The sequence below is a fragment of the Vibrio sp. A8-1 genome (assembly GCF_013048685.1).
In the GTDB taxonomy this organism is placed as follows: domain Bacteria; phylum Pseudomonadota; class Gammaproteobacteria; order Enterobacterales; family Vibrionaceae; genus Vibrio; species Vibrio metschnikovii.
Window position 1 is genome coordinate 60,271 of the sequence record NZ_VHTC01000011.1, and the last position, 15,401, is coordinate 75,671.

The 15,401-nt window shown below is 45.8% G+C and carries 15 protein-coding genes; 9 read left to right on the top strand and 6 right to left on the bottom strand.

Annotated elements, in window-relative coordinates; translation table 11 throughout:
- The first annotated feature begins 3 nt into the window (after positions 1-3).
- The 8 genes from trpCF to FKN93_RS08230 all read left to right on the top strand — a co-directional run bounded on the left by trpCF (position 4) and on the right by FKN93_RS08230 (position 7,190).
- A complete protein-coding gene (trpCF, locus tag FKN93_RS08195; RefSeq protein WP_170904838.1) occupies positions 4-1,413 on the top strand; it encodes a bifunctional indole-3-glycerol-phosphate synthase TrpC/phosphoribosylanthranilate isomerase TrpF in 1,410 nt (469 codons plus the stop codon).
- Between the two features lie 108 nt (positions 1,414-1,521).
- Positions 1,522-2,712, top strand: coding sequence for a tryptophan synthase subunit beta (gene trpB, locus FKN93_RS08200; RefSeq protein ID WP_170904839.1), 1,191 nt, complete (start codon positions 1,522-1,524; stop codon positions 2,710-2,712).
- Positions 2,712-3,524, top strand: a complete 813-nt coding sequence (gene trpA / locus FKN93_RS08205) for a tryptophan synthase subunit alpha (RefSeq protein ID WP_170904840.1) — start codon at positions 2,712-2,714, stop codon at positions 3,522-3,524. Before trpB ends, trpA begins: the two co-directional genes overlap by 1 nt.
- 373 nt (positions 3,525-3,897) lie before the next feature.
- Complete coding sequence (nhaA, locus tag FKN93_RS08210; RefSeq protein WP_004395469.1) at positions 3,898-5,097, top strand: Na+/H+ antiporter NhaA; 1,200 nt, start codon at positions 3,898-3,900, stop codon at positions 5,095-5,097.
- Positions 5,098-5,283: 186 nt separating this feature from the next.
- Entirely contained in the window at positions 5,284-5,829 is a 546-nt protein-coding gene (locus tag FKN93_RS08215; protein ID WP_170904841.1) for a septation protein A, read from the top strand.
- A 119-nt stretch (positions 5,830-5,948) separates the two neighbouring features.
- Positions 5,949-6,353 (top strand): acyl-CoA thioester hydrolase YciA, encoded by a 405-nt coding sequence (yciA, locus tag FKN93_RS08220; RefSeq protein ID WP_040904380.1) that lies wholly within the window; start codon positions 5,949-5,951, stop codon positions 6,351-6,353.
- A gap of 148 nt (positions 6,354-6,501) precedes the next feature.
- A complete protein-coding gene (locus tag FKN93_RS08225) occupies positions 6,502-6,798 on the top strand; it encodes a YciI family protein (RefSeq protein WP_154168448.1) in 297 nt (98 codons plus the stop codon).
- A 2-nt stretch (positions 6,799-6,800) separates the two neighbouring features.
- Positions 6,801-7,190 (top strand): GspS/AspS pilotin family protein, encoded by a 390-nt coding sequence (locus FKN93_RS08230; RefSeq protein WP_154168450.1) that lies wholly within the window; start codon positions 6,801-6,803, stop codon positions 7,188-7,190.
- Between the two features lie 90 nt (positions 7,191-7,280).
- Here FKN93_RS08230 and bioD read toward each other — a convergent pair whose 3' ends face one another.
- From bioD to bioB, 4 genes are read right to left on the bottom strand one after another with little or no spacing between them, the layout of a single operon-like run.
- Complete coding sequence (bioD, locus tag FKN93_RS08235) at positions 7,281-7,985, bottom strand: dethiobiotin synthase (RefSeq protein WP_170904842.1); 705 nt, start codon at positions 7,983-7,985, stop codon at positions 7,281-7,283.
- Positions 7,982-8,788 carry a malonyl-ACP O-methyltransferase BioC gene (bioC, locus tag FKN93_RS08240; protein ID WP_004395477.1) on the bottom strand — a complete coding sequence of 269 codons (807 nt, stop codon included), beginning with the start codon at positions 8,786-8,788 and terminating at the stop codon, positions 7,982-7,984. Before bioC ends, bioD begins: the two co-directional genes overlap by 4 nt.
- Entirely contained in the window at positions 8,785-9,942 is a 1,158-nt protein-coding gene (gene bioF, locus FKN93_RS08245; RefSeq protein ID WP_170904843.1) for an 8-amino-7-oxononanoate synthase, read from the bottom strand. The genes bioC and bioF overlap by 4 nt, the downstream gene beginning before the upstream one ends.
- Positions 9,929-10,981 carry a biotin synthase BioB gene (bioB, locus tag FKN93_RS08250; RefSeq protein WP_161438182.1) on the bottom strand — a complete coding sequence of 351 codons (1,053 nt, stop codon included), beginning with the start codon at positions 10,979-10,981 and terminating at the stop codon, positions 9,929-9,931. Before bioB ends, bioF begins: the two co-directional genes overlap by 14 nt.
- A gap of 271 nt (positions 10,982-11,252) precedes the next feature.
- On the opposite strand from bioB, the gene bioA reads away from it, so the two are divergent.
- The gene (gene bioA, locus FKN93_RS08255; RefSeq protein ID WP_170904844.1) at positions 11,253-12,536 is read left to right on the top strand and encodes an adenosylmethionine--8-amino-7-oxononanoate transaminase; all 1,284 of its coding nucleotides are present in this window, start codon (positions 11,253-11,255) and stop codon (positions 12,534-12,536) included.
- A gap of 99 nt (positions 12,537-12,635) precedes the next feature.
- Here the strand turns inward: bioA and serS are convergent, their stop codons facing one another.
- The gene (gene serS, locus FKN93_RS08260) at positions 12,636-13,946 is read right to left on the bottom strand and encodes a serine--tRNA ligase (protein ID WP_170904845.1); all 1,311 of its coding nucleotides are present in this window, start codon (positions 13,944-13,946) and stop codon (positions 12,636-12,638) included.
- 101 nt (positions 13,947-14,047) lie between these two features.
- A complete protein-coding gene (locus FKN93_RS08265) occupies positions 14,048-15,397 on the bottom strand; it encodes a replication-associated recombination protein A (protein ID WP_158144003.1) in 1,350 nt (449 codons plus the stop codon).
- Between the last annotated feature and the right edge of the window lie 4 nt (positions 15,398-15,401).

Below are 15,401 nucleotides of genomic sequence, written 5' to 3' on the forward strand. Positions count from 1 at the left end.
CCTATGTCTGAGCAACTCTCCGAACATATTTCAATCCAAGATACTCAGATGGCCGAAGTATTAGCTAAAATCGTGCAAGATAAGTACCTCTGGGTCGCACAGCGTCAAGCCGAGCAGCCGCTGGCTAGTTTTCAAGCTTTACTAACACCATCAGATCGCTCATTTTATGATGCCCTCAGTCCAGAGAAAACGCGCTTTATTTTAGAATGTAAAAAAGCCTCGCCTTCAAAGGGATTGATTCGCGAAGATTTTGATTTGGATTATATTGCCTCGGTTTATCATCAATACGCAGATGTGATCTCAGTTTTAACCGATGAAAAATATTTCCAAGGCAATGTCGAGTTTCTGCCACGGATCCGAGGGCAAGTGAGTCAGCCAATCCTGTGTAAAGATTTTATGGTTGATGCTTATCAAGTGTATTTGGCTCGTCATTATGGCGCTGATGGGATTTTATTGATGCTATCGGTACTCGATGATCAGCAGTATCAACACTTAGCCGCGATTGCTCACCAACTGGGCATGGGCGTATTAACCGAAGTCAGTGACCATGCGGAATTACAGCGCGCCATCACCCTGGAAGCCAAGGTGATTGGCATTAATAACCGTAACTTGCGCGATCTCTCGACTGATCTCAATCGCACTAAACAGTTAGCTCCCTTATTACCAAAAGGCACCATCATCATTTCAGAATCGGGCATTTATCACCATCAACAAGTGCGTGATCTGGCCCATTATGCCAGCGGATTTTTAATCGGCAGTTCACTGATGGCCGAGCAAAATCTTGAACTGGCGGCGCGCAAAATCATCCTCGGTGAAAATAAAGTCTGTGGCTTAACCCATGCCGATGATGCCGCCAAAGCCTATCAAGCCGGAGCCGTATTTGGCGGGTTAATTTTTGTGTCTAAGTCACCACGTTATGTGGATATTGCACAGGCACGACTCGTCATGAGTGGCGCACCTCTGCATTACGTGGGGGTATTTCAAAATCATTCACTGCAAGAGGTGGTCGATATCGCGCAGCAGCTATCGCTCAAAGCAGTACAGTTGCATGGTGATGAAGACCAAGCTTATGTTGATCAATTAAGAATGCAATTAGCCAATGAGATTGAGATCTGGAAAGCCTATGGCGTGAGTGATAGCAAGCCAAAAACTCTGCAACGGCATATTGATCGTCATCTGTTTGATAGCCAAGTCGGCGCTCAATCGGGTGGCACAGGACAAGCTTTTAACTGGCAACTGCTCGATGAGGTCAATAACGTGATGCTCGCGGGAGGAATAAACCCAGACAACGCTCAGCAGGCGGCAAGCCTTGGCTGTTTGGGATTAGATCTCAATTCAGGAGTAGAAAGTCAACCCGGTAAAAAAGATCAACAGAAACTTAATTCAGCATTTCGTGCCATTAGGCATTATTAATCACCGATTTGCGCATGACCAACAGTCCAAACCACCCACTAGGGTGGCAAACGACGCCAATGACAAGAGGATCATGCGCAACCAATGACAAGACAAAGGATACGAATCATGGCAAAGCTTAATGCCTATTTTGGCGAATACGGTGGTCAATATGTGCCACAAATTTTAGTCCCTGCACTGGATCAGTTAGAGCAAGCGTTTATTGATGCGCAGGAAGACCCTGACTTTCGCGCTGAATTTATGACCTTGTTGCAAGAGTATGCCGGTCGCCCAACCGCTCTAACCCTAACCCGCAATCTCACTAAGAGCACCAAAACCAAGCTATATCTAAAACGAGAAGATTTATTGCACGGCGGCGCGCACAAAACCAACCAAGTTCTTGGCCAAGCCTTGCTAGCAAAACGGATGGGCAAACATGAAATCATCGCCGAAACCGGCGCCGGGCAACACGGGGTAGCCACCGCGCTCGCTTGCGCGCTACTTGGACTGAAATGTCGCGTTTACATGGGCGCTAAGGACGTTGAGCGCCAAAGCCCGAACGTCTTTCGTATGAAACTGATGGGCGCAGAAGTTATCCCTGTTCATTCTGGTTCGGCAACCTTAAAAGATGCCTGTAATGAGGCGCTGCGTGATTGGTCTGCTACTTATGAAACGACTCACTATTTACTCGGTACGGCGGCAGGCCCACACCCTTTCCCGACCATAGTGCGTGAATTTCAACGCATCATTGGTGAAGAAACTAAGCTGCAAATTTTGGCTCGTGAAGGACGCTTACCTGATGCCGTATTAGCCTGTATCGGCGGCGGCTCTAACGCGATTGGTATGTTCGCCGATTTTATTGATGAAGCTAACGTACGTTTGATTGGTATTGAGCCAGCAGGAAAAGGCATTGATACCCATCAACACGGCGCGCCACTCAAACACGGTAAAACGGGGATCTTTTTTGGTATGAAAGCGCCACTGATGCAAGATTCGTATGGCCAAGTCGAAGAGTCCTATTCGGTTTCTGCTGGGTTGGATTTTCCATCCGTTGGCCCGCAGCACGCGCACCTGAATGCCATTGGCCGCGCCGAATATGAAAGCATTACCGATGATGAGGCGCTAGAGGCGTTTCAATCTATCGCGCGTAATGAAGGCATCATCGCGGCTTTGGAATCCTCACACGCGCTCGCTTATGCCGTAAAAATGGCGTATGCCGAGCCCGATAAAGAGCAGTTACTGGTCGTCAATTTATCTGGTCGTGGTGATAAAGATATCTTCACCGTCCATCAATTATTAGAAGAACGAGGCGCACTATAATGGATCGTTATCAACATTTATTCCAACGTTTGGCAGCACAGAACCAAGGCGCTTTTGTTCCGTTTGTCACCATTGGCGACCCTAACCCACAGCAGTCGCTGCGCATTATGCAAACCCTGGTTGAAGCCGGAGCCGATGCACTAGAGCTGGGTATGCCATTTTCAGATCCCTTGGCGGATGGCCCGACTATTCAAGGGGCGAATATTCGCGCGTTAGCATCCGGTACCACACCCGATCAATGCTTTGAGCTGATCAGCACCATTCGAGCACAATATCCTGATTTACCCATTGGTTTATTAATGTATGCCAACTTAGTCTACGCTCGCGGCATCGATAATTTTTATCAACGCTGCCAACAAGCGGGCGTTGATTCAGTGTTAATCGCTGACGTCCCCACCAATGAAAGTGCTGAGTTTGTGACCGCAGCGAAAAAATACGCCATTGATCCAATTTTTATTGCGCCACCTACCGCCAGTGATGAGACCTTACAATCGGTTGCAGAGCTAGGTAGCGGCTATACCTACCTTTTATCTCGCTCAGGGGTAACGGGCGCAGAAACCAAAGCCAATATGCCCGTTCACGCCTTACTCGATCGCCTTAACCAATTTTCAGCACCTCCAGCGTTACTCGGTTTTGGCATTTCAGAGCCAGAACAAGTCAAACAGGCCATTGAGGCTGGCGCTGCTGGGGCGATTTCTGGCTCGGCGGTAGTAAAAATTATCGAGCAACATCTTGCCGAACCCGAAGTGATGCTGGATGAACTGAAAACTTTTATTTCGGCAATGAAAAACGCCACTCTACGCGATAACTAATTATCCGCTAAGCACTTAGCGTTTCACTGAGGCGGCCTTATGGTCGCCTATTTTTTCGCTTCCTTTTATCTACAAACCCAGTCTATTTTTCTCTCACTTCCTCTTCTGGTGACAAATGTGAACTGACTCCAAGTATTCACTTTTCACCCTTCAATTTACGCTCCAATTCGGAAATCCCGATTGTTAAACAAGATTTAATCGATATAAACGAGACGAATATTTTTACAGTCAACTATCATAGGCTCAGATGTTGAGTTTTTACTCTGACAATGCCCAAGACCAATGTTGATAGAAGACTTAACGTTTCATTACACGACTAGATTGAAACTATCGGCTATAGCAATACTAAAAAAATAACAATGGAAGAATGACAATGTATAAAAGGATTAAATATTTTCTCACCAGTGATCCTGCGAGCGGTGTATTACTGCTGCTTGCCGCCATCACCGCACTTGCCATCGCTAACTCACCACTACAACACTCTTATCAACAATTTTTAAACTTTTATGTTTTTGGGATCAGCGTCAGTCATTGGATCAATGATGGCTTAATGGCTTTATTCTTTTTAATGATTGGCTTAGAAGTAAAACGTGAGTTGATTGAGGGATCGTTAAATAGTCGTTCAAAAGCCATGTTACCGGCGATGGCTGCCTTAGGTGGCATGCTATTCCCTATCGCTATCTTCTTGTTTTTTAATTATCAAGATCCGATTGCCATCAATGGCTGGGCAGCTCCAGCGGCGACAGATATTGCTTTTGCTTTAGCGATTTTAAGCTTACTCGGTAAACGAGTGCCCGTTGAATTGAAAGTCTTCTTGTTGGCTTTGGCCATTATTGATGACTTAGGCGTGATTTTTATTATTGCTCTATTCTATAACAGTGAGCCTTCAGGCATGATGCTGCTGTTTGTCTTGACCATCAGTTTGTTTTTATTCTTTTGTGGCAAGAAGCAATTTTCCTCTCTCGCGCTGTATTTTGTATTATTCCTTGTACTTTGGTTTACCGTCTACCACTCAGGAATTCACGCTACGCTCGCAGGCGTTATCGCTGGTTTCTTAATTCCACTGACTTGCCGAGCAGGAAAGAGCCCGGCGAAACGGGTTGAGCATTTATTGAACTCTTATGTCGCGTTTTTAATCTTACCGCTGTTTGCCTTTGCTAACTCTGGCGTCACGTTTTCGTCGATTAATATCGTCAGTAGTAATGCTCACTTACCGCTCGGTATTGCGCTAGGATTATTTGTCGGTAAACCTATCGGTGTCTTCTTATTCAGTTGGTTAGCGATTAAGCTTGGCGTCGCTCAACTGCCCCCTACTGTCAACCTACGCATGATTCTATCGGTAGCGGTACTGTGTGGGATTGGTTTTACTATGTCTATTTTCATTTCCACTCTCGCGTTTACCGCTGAGCAAAGTGTGATGGTCGATTACGCCAAAATCGGGATTTTGATGGGCTCGACCGCTTCAGCCATCTTGGGGTTTTCTATGTTAATCAAGGCGCTTCCAGTATCAACGCCACACATTGTCTCTAGCCAAGCCAGAGTAAGTGAGTTGCAACAAAGCCGAATTAAATAATCATGGTTGCTTCTATACTCAAACAACGTTGAATTATAATTAGGCAGTAACGAAGTGAATCCCCAATCATATAAATAAACGATATGATTGGGGTAAGCCAACACCACGGTGAGCGATTATCTGTTTTGATTTAGTGATTATTTCGCTAGACTGTCACCATCGTCTCCTTTTGGGCCTCATCTGATAATGAAACAACTGCTCGACTTTATTCCGCTGATTATTTTCTTCGTACTATTTAAGCTTTACGATATCTATATTGCGACTGGCGCGCTGATCGCCACAACCGCACTGCAAGTGGTGATCACTTACTTTTTAGTCAAAAAAGTCGAAAAGATTCAGCTGATCACTTTTGCTCTTGTGGCTATTTTTGGCGGCATGACCATCTTCTTACATAATGATAACTTTATAAAATGGAAGGTGACCATTGTCTATCTGGTGTTTGCTATCGGACTTGCTGTCAGTCATAAACTGGGTAAATCGGCGATTAAAGGTATGCTTGGCAAAGAAATTTCACTACCGAATGATATTTGGGCCAAAATCACTTGGGCATGGGTGATGTTTTTTGCTGTCTGTGCGCTTCTCAATACTTACATTGCCTTTCAGCTCTCGTTAGAAGTATGGGTTAATTTCAAGGTATTTGGCTTACTTGCCGCAACGTTTATCTATACTTTACTGACCGGATTTTATATCTATAAACACCTGCCAAAAGAGCAAAAAGACACGGAACAGTAACGGGAGTCAGCCCGATACTCATAACACTTTTGAGCTTAATCCTATTTTAAGGGTATAATCTCAGTTCTTTTTTCAGCGACCCTTGTGGGTCGCTGTTTTGTTTATTGTGGATGTCGAAAATGAATCAGGATGCACACTCTCCTAAAGGCCAACTATTATTGAGAACGTTAGCGATGCCAGCCGATACCAATGCCAATGGTGATATCTTTGGTGGCTGGATTATGTCGCAACTCGATCTCGCTGGTGGTATTCTCGCTAAAGAAATTTCCAGCGGACGTATTGTTACTGTCTCTGTTTCTAGTATTACCTTTAAAAAACCAGTCAAAGTCGGTGATGTGGTGTGCTGTTATGGTGAATGCACCAAAATCGGCCGAACCTCGATGTCGATTAATCTTGAAGTGTGGGTCAAGCCAATCAAGGAAGATGGGGTACTTGATCGCTTTCAAGTGTGTGAAGCCACGTTTAATTATGTCGCGATTGATGCAGATGGGCGGCCTAGAGTGATAAAGCAGAGAGGCGCTTGATCACATAACGAAGGATTAATAATATTAATCATTAATAGGCATTTTAAAATAGCTTTACTTTCAGTACATTAACATCAACCATACTGACTAAACCGAAAGTTAGAGGTAGACAGATAATCTACTTTTAAACACCAATAAGGATATCAATATGTGGTATGTGATCTTTGCTCAGGATGTACCGAATTCTCTAACACAACGCCTTAGTGCTCGTCCTGCTCATTTAGCACGCTTACAAGCATTACGTGATGAAGGTCGCTTGCTTACCGCGGGACCAATGCCTGCCATTGATGCAGAGAATCCAGGTGACGCTGGATTTACTGGCTCTACAGTGATTGCTGAATTTGAATCTCTACAAGCCGCCCAGCAATGGGCTGACAACGACCCTTATGTCACGGCTGGCGTTTATGCCCAGGTGATCGTCAAACCATTCAAAAAAGTGTTTTAATTATGAATAAGTTACTATTGTCCTGCGTAGGACTGACGATGCTATTATTGGCTGGCTGTAGTTCAACCGCCGATCAACAAAAACACCTAGAACTGCTTGCCGCTAATCGCGCCAGCGTATTAAACGCTGAACTCCCGATTGAACAAGGCCCTTTGACTATCATGCGTGCCAGCGCCAAGGGGACAATGATTGAAATGATGATGATTTATAACAACGACCAACAAGGTGCGACCCCAATTGATCAAGTGATGCAATCCAGTTTACAACGTTTTTGCTCGACACCTGATATTCGTGCCAATCTTGATGTCGGCATTAGTTATCGTTTCTTGGTACGCAACCCACGAGGACAAACCATGGTTGACCAATCGATGACGAAAAGTAGCTGCAAATAAACGCTAAATTCGGCTTTCCTATCGATGAGAATTCAGTCGTGGGTAAACTCAAATGAACAAGGTCTAACCATTCCGGTAGACCTTGTTTCTCTAACAAGTCAGCGTTTCTTGCTGCTCAATCAATAATGGGGATAAATCAATATACTTACCCAAATCTCGGCACTTAATACTTGGCATGTAGGGAATCTCACCTAACTTTGGCGCATCAATCCGATGTTCTAGTAATTGAATAATATCTGCATAGTGCTCGGTTCCAGGATTAACTCGATTCGCCACCCAGCCAACAATCTTTAATCCATCAGCATGAATGCTTTCTGCCGTTAGTAAAGCATGGCTTAAACAACCCAGTTTAATACCAACAACTAAAATCACTGCTAATTGTTCTTGCTGCACCCAGCGAGATAAACCCTCACTATCCGATATTGGTACCCGCCAACCACCTGCGCCTTCAACCAATACAACATCAGCATGAGATTGTAACTTCGCGAGTTTTTCACTCAGCACACTAGTATCTATATTTACCTGCTCATGTTTGGCGGCAATATGAGGCGAAGCCGGCAAGGCTAACGGATACGGATTAATATCTTCATACGGCATTTTGACGGTTGCTGCTTGCAACAAATGTAAAGCGTCGCCGTTACGCATTCCTTCTGCCGTTTGCTCACATCCAGCCGCTACTGGTTTATAACCTATAGTAGAAAAGCCACGAGCGGCCAATGCCTGCAAAATCGCTTTTGAAGCCACGGTCTTACCCACATCGGTATCCGTACCGGCAATAAATATTGCGTTAATCATCGATGTAACACCCCTAAACAAACTTGATACGTTGCAGGTAGGAGGCCTTGCTGACCAGCAAACTGCTGATAGGCCTGCTCTACCTGAGCAAGAGTGTGGCGGCCCGTTAGCCCTTGAGATCGGCCATGGATATGGGTGGCCCCAATACCTTTCAGATCGCGCATTAATTGATAAGCGCTCTCATACCACACGGTTATTGCGGGTAAGTCTAAGTGATATTGCGCAAAGTCAGATTGCGCTAACGCAAGGTTTATCTTATTCACATCCGCAAAGCGTTTAACGTGTTGATGTACATCAACCTTCTGCCACGCTTGTGCTAACTCGGTTAATGATCCAAACAATAAAGTGGAAAATCTTGCTTGTCCTTGAGGTTTGAGAATGCGATGAATTTCTTGCAGCGGAACGACTAAATCCTCACACCACTGCAAGGCTAAACTCGAAAACACCAGATCAAAGTGCGCAGCTTTGAAAGGGAGAGCTTCAGCGTCAAGTTGGACATAATGCATTCGATAATGACCACAACGCTGTTTAGCCTGATACAACATTGCTGATGAAAGATCCGCACAGACGACAGTCGCCCCCCGTGATCGCAGTTGCTGAGCGAAATAACCCGTACCACATCCCAAATCCAGTACCTGCCAATCCACCAGTTGTTTGGGCAAAGTGTCCAATAACCGTTGCCCGACATCACGTTGAAAAGCCGCATGTTGATCGTAACGAGATGCCGCTTTGCTGAAGGCTTGAGCAATGGCTTTTTTCGTTGCCCCTTGCTCAGCGTGCTCTACCCCAACCGCGAGGTTCATAATTGCCCCTCCATCGCCATCATTAAAGCGTCAGCCAGCTTTGTGACTTGTTGATTGGTGTGATTGGCCGTTAACGTAATTCGCAGTCTTGCTTGATTGGTCGGGACCGTGGGGGGGCGAATTGCACCCACCCAAATGCCACCATCACGCAGTCGGTCAGCAATAGTGATGGCACGCTGGTTGGTTCCTAGGATAAATGGTTTGATGGGAGTTGAAGTGGAAACAAAGCCAGGCACACCACTAAGCATTTGGTCATAGACCATAGAAAGTTCTTGCAACTTCTCTCTGCGCCACGATTGTTGTTGCACCATTTGGATAGAATGACAGAGAGCATAAGCTTGTGCTGGCGGCATCGCCGTTGAATAGACATGATGACGAGCAAATTGGGTTAAATAATCTCCCAAAACCTCACTACATAAGATTGCTGCTCCCGATAAACCAAGCGCTTTACCAAAAGTGACGACCAAAATATCGGGTTGAATTCCTGCTTGCGCGCAGCTTCCTCGCCCTTGCTCCCCCAAAACACCAATACCATGTGCATCATCAACCATCAGCCAGGCTCGTTGATCAACCTGCTGCTGGATTGATGATAAAGGCGCTCTATCACCATCCATACTGAATACCCCCTCAGTGACTACCAACGCGTGCTGGGATGAATGGGCGGTTAACAATTGCTTAAGGTGTTCAAGATTATTGTGCTGAAAGCGCCGTAATTGGGCTGAAGATAATAAGCCAGCTTCAATCAACGAGGCATGATTAAGCTTATCTTGTAAGAGCAGGTCCCCCTCCTCTAACAAGGTGAACAACAGGGCTTGATTGGCGCTAAAGCCAGAGCTAAACAAAATAGCTCGAGGATACCCTAACCACTCGCAAAGCAAGGCTTCAAGCCGCTGATGCGCGGGGGAAAAACCACTCACTAATGGCGAAGCGCCGCTGCCAGCACCAAAGAGAGCTAAGCCTTGCTGCCACGCTTCAACTAATGAGCGGTCACTCGCTAACCCTAAATAATCATTACTCGCAAAATGATCATACTTTCGCCCTGCGTGAACTAATTGCGCTGAACCTGTGGTTTGAACTGCTGACAATTGGCGGGTTAAGCCTCGTTGGTTTCGCTCATTCAGCGCATACTCAATCCGTTGCTCAAAGGCTAGCATCGTAAAACAGATCCGTATTACTTGGTCTTGATGCAACACGTTCAATCACTTGATCGAGCAGATCGTTTTCTGTCACTTGATCCGGTTTTTGAATCGCTTGTTGACGGTTAATACCTAACTTATTAAACAGCTGCAGATCACTGTCTTCAGCAGGATTTGGCGTAGTTAATAATTTGCAACCATAGAAGATTGAGTTGGCACCAGCCATAAAACACAGTGCCTGCATCTGTTCGTTCATCTTCTCTCTCCCTGCGGATAAACGCACCGCAGATTTTGGCATCATGATCCGTGCAACCGCAATTAACCTTATAAAATCAAAAGGCTCAACCTCTTCTGCACTCGCGAGTGGTGTTCCTTGAACTTTAACCAGCATATTAATCGGCACACTTTCAGGTTGAGTCGGTAGGTTGGCCAACTCAACGAGCAGGCCAGCACGATCATCAACACTTTCTCCCATGCCGATGATCCCGCCAGAACAAATTTTCATTCCGGAATCACGGACATGAGACAGGGTATCTAAACGGTCTTGGTAGGTTCGCGTGGTAATAATATTGCCGTAAAATTCAGGAGAGGTATCAAGATTATGGTTGTAATAATCTAATCCTGCTTGCGCTAGCTCATACGCTTGCTCTGCACTGAGCATGCCTAACGTCATACAGGTTTCTAGCCCTTTTTCTTTGACACCAGCAATCATCGCTTTCAACAATGGCATATCGCGCGCTTTGGGATTTTTCCATGCTGCTCCCATGCAAAATCGCGTCGATCCCGATTGCTTGGCTTTTTCCGCCGCGTCTAAAACACGCTCTACTTCCATAAGTCGCTCTTTATCAACATCAGTCCGATAATGAGCACTTTGTGGACAATATTTGCAATCTTCCGGACAAGCCCCAGTTTTGATCGATAATAAGGTACTGACCTGAACATGGTTATGCGGATGAAACTGACGATGTACTTGCTGCGCAGTAAATAACAAATCCATAAACGGTTGTTCAAGCAGCGCCGTAACTTCCGCCCTTGTCCAGTTGTGACGTACTTCCACGAGTAATCCTTAGCAATGTGCCTTGCTTGGTGACATTTATGCGCTGTAGTCTACTTAAGCGACATTAACTGTCAACGATAAATTAACCCCCCAGGTTTACAGTTGACTAAATAACGACCTTTCGCGTTAGGTGGATTTCTCATCACCTTCCCCAGTTTTTATACCGCTTATGCTTGGATCTATCGCCCCTCCAAGCTAGACTGTCAACATTTAAAAAACCATTAAGTTTACAACAGGTTACTTTAAGCTCTCACTTGAGTATGGACTTTTCATGGATTTAGCTTTTGATCGCCAACATATCTGGCACCCTTATACGTCAACCATTAACCCGTTAACTTGTTATCCCGTCACTCATGCACAAGGCGTCACTCTCTACTTAGAAGATGGCAAAACATTGGTTGATGGTATGTCGTCTTGGTGGGCGGCCATTCATGGTTATAATCATCCAGCTTTAAATCAAGCAGCGCATCAGCAAGTGGATAAAATGTCCCATGTCATGTTTGGGGGCTTAACCCATCAACCCGCGATTGATCTCTGTAAACAGCTATTAGCATTAACACCTGATAATTTGCAGCAAGTGTTTCTCGCCGATTCCGGCTCAGTCGCGGTGGAGGTTAGCCTGAAAATGGCGCTACAGTATTGGCACGCCAAAGGTGAACAACGCGCTAAATTTCTTACCTTACGTCATGGCTATCATGGTGATACTTTCGCTGCAATGTCAGTGACTGATCCGGATAACTCAATGCATAGCCTATATAAAGGCTTTTTACCTGAGCACATTTTCGCTGATTCTCCTAAAACTGCTTTTCATGCCGACTGGCAAGAGTCTGATATCGACGATTTTCGCAGCAAGATCGCGCGCCATCATCAACAGATTGCCGCGGTGATCCTTGAGCCGATAGTCCAAGGTGCAGGAGGAATGCGTATCTATCATCCGCAATTTCTGCGTGAAGTACGCCGACTTTGTGATCACTATAACGCGCTGTTAATTGTTGATGAAATTGCTACCGGTTTTGGTCGAACGGGAAAATTGTTTGCTTGTCAGCATGCGAATATACAGCCGGATATTCTGTGCCTTGGTAAAGCCTTAACCGGCGGTTATATGACGCTTGCGGCGACATTAACCAGTAAAACTGTCGCCGATACCGTTTGTAGTGGTGAGGCCGGTTGTTTTATGCATGGGCCAACGTTTATGGGTAACCCTTTAGCTTGTGCCGTCGCTTCCGCCAGTCTCGCACTGATTGCCAAAGGAGATTGGCAAACGCAAGTGGCTAATATTGAAAGCCAATTTGCCAAACGTTTACCCAATTTTACCGCCTACCGACACGTAAAAGACGTGCGCTGGCTTGGCGCCATTGGCGTCATAGAAACCCACCATCCAGTCAATATGAGCGTGATTCAAGCGTTGTTTGTCGAGCTTGGCGTATGGATCCGCCCTTTTGGCCGCTTGATTTATCTCATGCCACCTTATATCAGTGACAGCAAACATATTGATAGCCTATTAGATGCGGTAGAGACGGCTGTGCAAAATGACGACTGTTTCCAAATAAGCTAGCAATAAACGAAAACTCGTTTTAAATCGATAGCGCGCAGCTTAGCATCAATAAAAAACCGACGCACTGAGCGTCGGTTTTGAGTAACAATAAGGCAGAAATTAACCGATGTGGGTTAAACCACCCATGTATTTTTGTAATACCGCTGGGATTTCAATACGGCCATCCGCTTGCTGGTAGTTTTCCAAAATCGCTACCATGGTACGGCCCACAGCTAGCCCAGAACCATTCAGAGTGTGTACGAGTTCAGGGCGCTTTTCTGCCTTGCGACGGAAGCGAGCTTGCATACGGCGAGCTTGGAAATCCCACATGTTTGAGCATGATGAAATCTCACGGTAGGTTTTTTGCGCGGGTACCCACACTTCTAAGTCGTAAGTTTTACAAGCACCGAAGCCCATATCACCGGTGCATAGCACCACTTTACGGTAAGGAAGATTTAACAGTTGCAGCACTTTTTCTGCATGAGCGGTCAACTCTTCTAACGCCGCCATCGAATCTTCTGGCTTAGTGATCTGCACCAGCTCAACTTTGTCAAATTGGTGCATGCGGATCAAACCACGCGTATCGCGTCCATAAGATCCGGCTTCAGAGCGGAAACACGGTGTGTGAGCGGTCATTTTCAGTGGCAGATCTGCCTCATCCAAAATTACATCACGTACCAAGTTAGTCACTGGAACTTCGGCCGTTGGGATCAAAGAAAAACGACGTGGATCTTCATCGCTGGCTTTTTCCGTCAATGGCTCGGTGTGGAACAGATCTTTACCGAATTTAGGTAGCTGACCAGTACCAAATAACGTCTCTTGGTTGACTAAGTAAGGAACGTATAGCTCAGTATAACCATGTTGTTCGGTGTGCAAATCAAGCATAAATAGGGCAATGGCACGATGCAAACGAGCAAACTGGCCTTTCATGATCACAAAACGAGCGCCAGTAATTTTGGTTGCACTCGCAAAGTCTAAACCGCCGCTCATTTCACCTAAGTCGACATGATCTTTCACTTCAAAATCATACTCTTTCGGTGTACCCCAGCGTGACACTTCCACGTTGTCGTCTTCATCTTTACCATCGGGTACTGAACTATCAGGAATATTAGGCACGGTTTGCGTGATCGCTTCTAGTTCAGCTTGGATTTTGTCTAACTCAACTTTCTTGCTGTCGAGATCCTCACCGAGAGTACCAATTTGCTGCTTAATCATCGCTTCCGCGCCCGCTTTATCACCTTGCGACATCAGTTGGCCAATTTGCTTGGAGATGGAGTTACGCGTGGATTGTAAATTTTCAACTTCGACTTGAATCGACTTACGTTGCTCTTCAAGGGTGCGAATGGTGTCGACGTCGAGCGTAAAGCCACGACGTGCTAATTTTGCAGCTGTTTCATCCAGCTCTGTGCGAAGTAATTTAGAATCCAGCATTGCTAATCCTATGCTTTAATGTTGTGAAGAAACATGGACGTTGTTTTTTTGAACAACATCACACGTATTGAATTTACTCAGCCAAAGATAACCAAAAGCCACTACTTTTCATAGCGCTTTTGTGGGCTTTTTGCGTCTAAATCGGCTAGATACTGGAGTTTTTCCGCAATCTTAGTTTCTAATCCTCGATTGGTTGGAAAGTAGTAGCGTTTTCCAACCATTTCTGGAGGCAAGTAACGCTCACCAGCGGCAAAAGCCCCAGGCTCATCATGGGCATAACGGTATTCCGCACCATACCCGAGATCTTTCATTAAATGAGTCGGTGCATTACGCAAATGTGCTGGCACCTCATACTCTGGTAAGTTACGAGCATCATTCAGGGCCTGTTTCCAAGCGGTATAAACTGCATTACTTTTCGGAGCACAGGCCAAATAAACCACCGCTTGAGCAATCGCGCGCTCACCTTCAGCTGGACCGACACGGGTAAAACAGTCCCAAGCAGAGAGAGCGACTTGCATTGCTCTTGGGTCTGCATTACCCACATCTTCAGAAGCAATCGCAAGTAAACGACGCGCAATATATAATGGGTCGCACCCTGCGCTGATCATTCTCGCCATCCAATACAAGGCGGCATCGGCATTGGAACCACGAATCGACTTGTGTAATGCCGAGATTAAGTCGTACCAAATATCGCCTTTATTATCAAAACGAGCGACTTTTTCTCCCGCCACTTCAGCCAATAAACTGAGCGTGATCTGTTTACGGCCTTGCGCATCTTGACTTGCCATGTCATACAACAGTTCTAAATAATTGAGCGACATTCGTGCATCGCCATTAACCAACTCGGCGAGCCGCTGCAAAACGTTATCATGAAAATCAGCTGGATGTTGGCCAAGCCCTTTTTGCTTGTCATCAATCGCTTGTTGCAGCGTTTGTAAAATTTCATCGACACTCAATGAGGTGAGTTTGTACACCCGTGCGCGAGATAACAACGCATTGTTTAATTCAAATGACGGGTTTTCGGTCGTCGCGCCTATAAAGGTCACCGTTCCATCTTCAATATGCGGTAAAAAAGCATCTTGCTGTGATTTATTAAAGCGATGAACCTCGTCGACAAAAAGAATCGTCCTCCGCCCGACGCGCTGATTTTCTCTCGCTCTATCGATAGCCGCACGAATCTCTTTAACGCCGGACGTGACGGCTGAGACACGTTCTACTTCAGCATTTGCGTAATTAGCGGCGACTTCAGCTAGCGTCGTTTTTCCAGTTCCCGGCGGACCCCAAAGAATCATCGAGTGAAGATGCCCCGCCTGTAACGCACGACGCAGTGGTTTATCTTGGCCAAGAATATGCTGCTGGCCAATATATTGCTCAATGGTTTGTGGCCTCATACGTGCCGCAAGGGGACGAAAATCTTCATCCCCTGAAAAATCTAAACGGTAATTACTCACGATC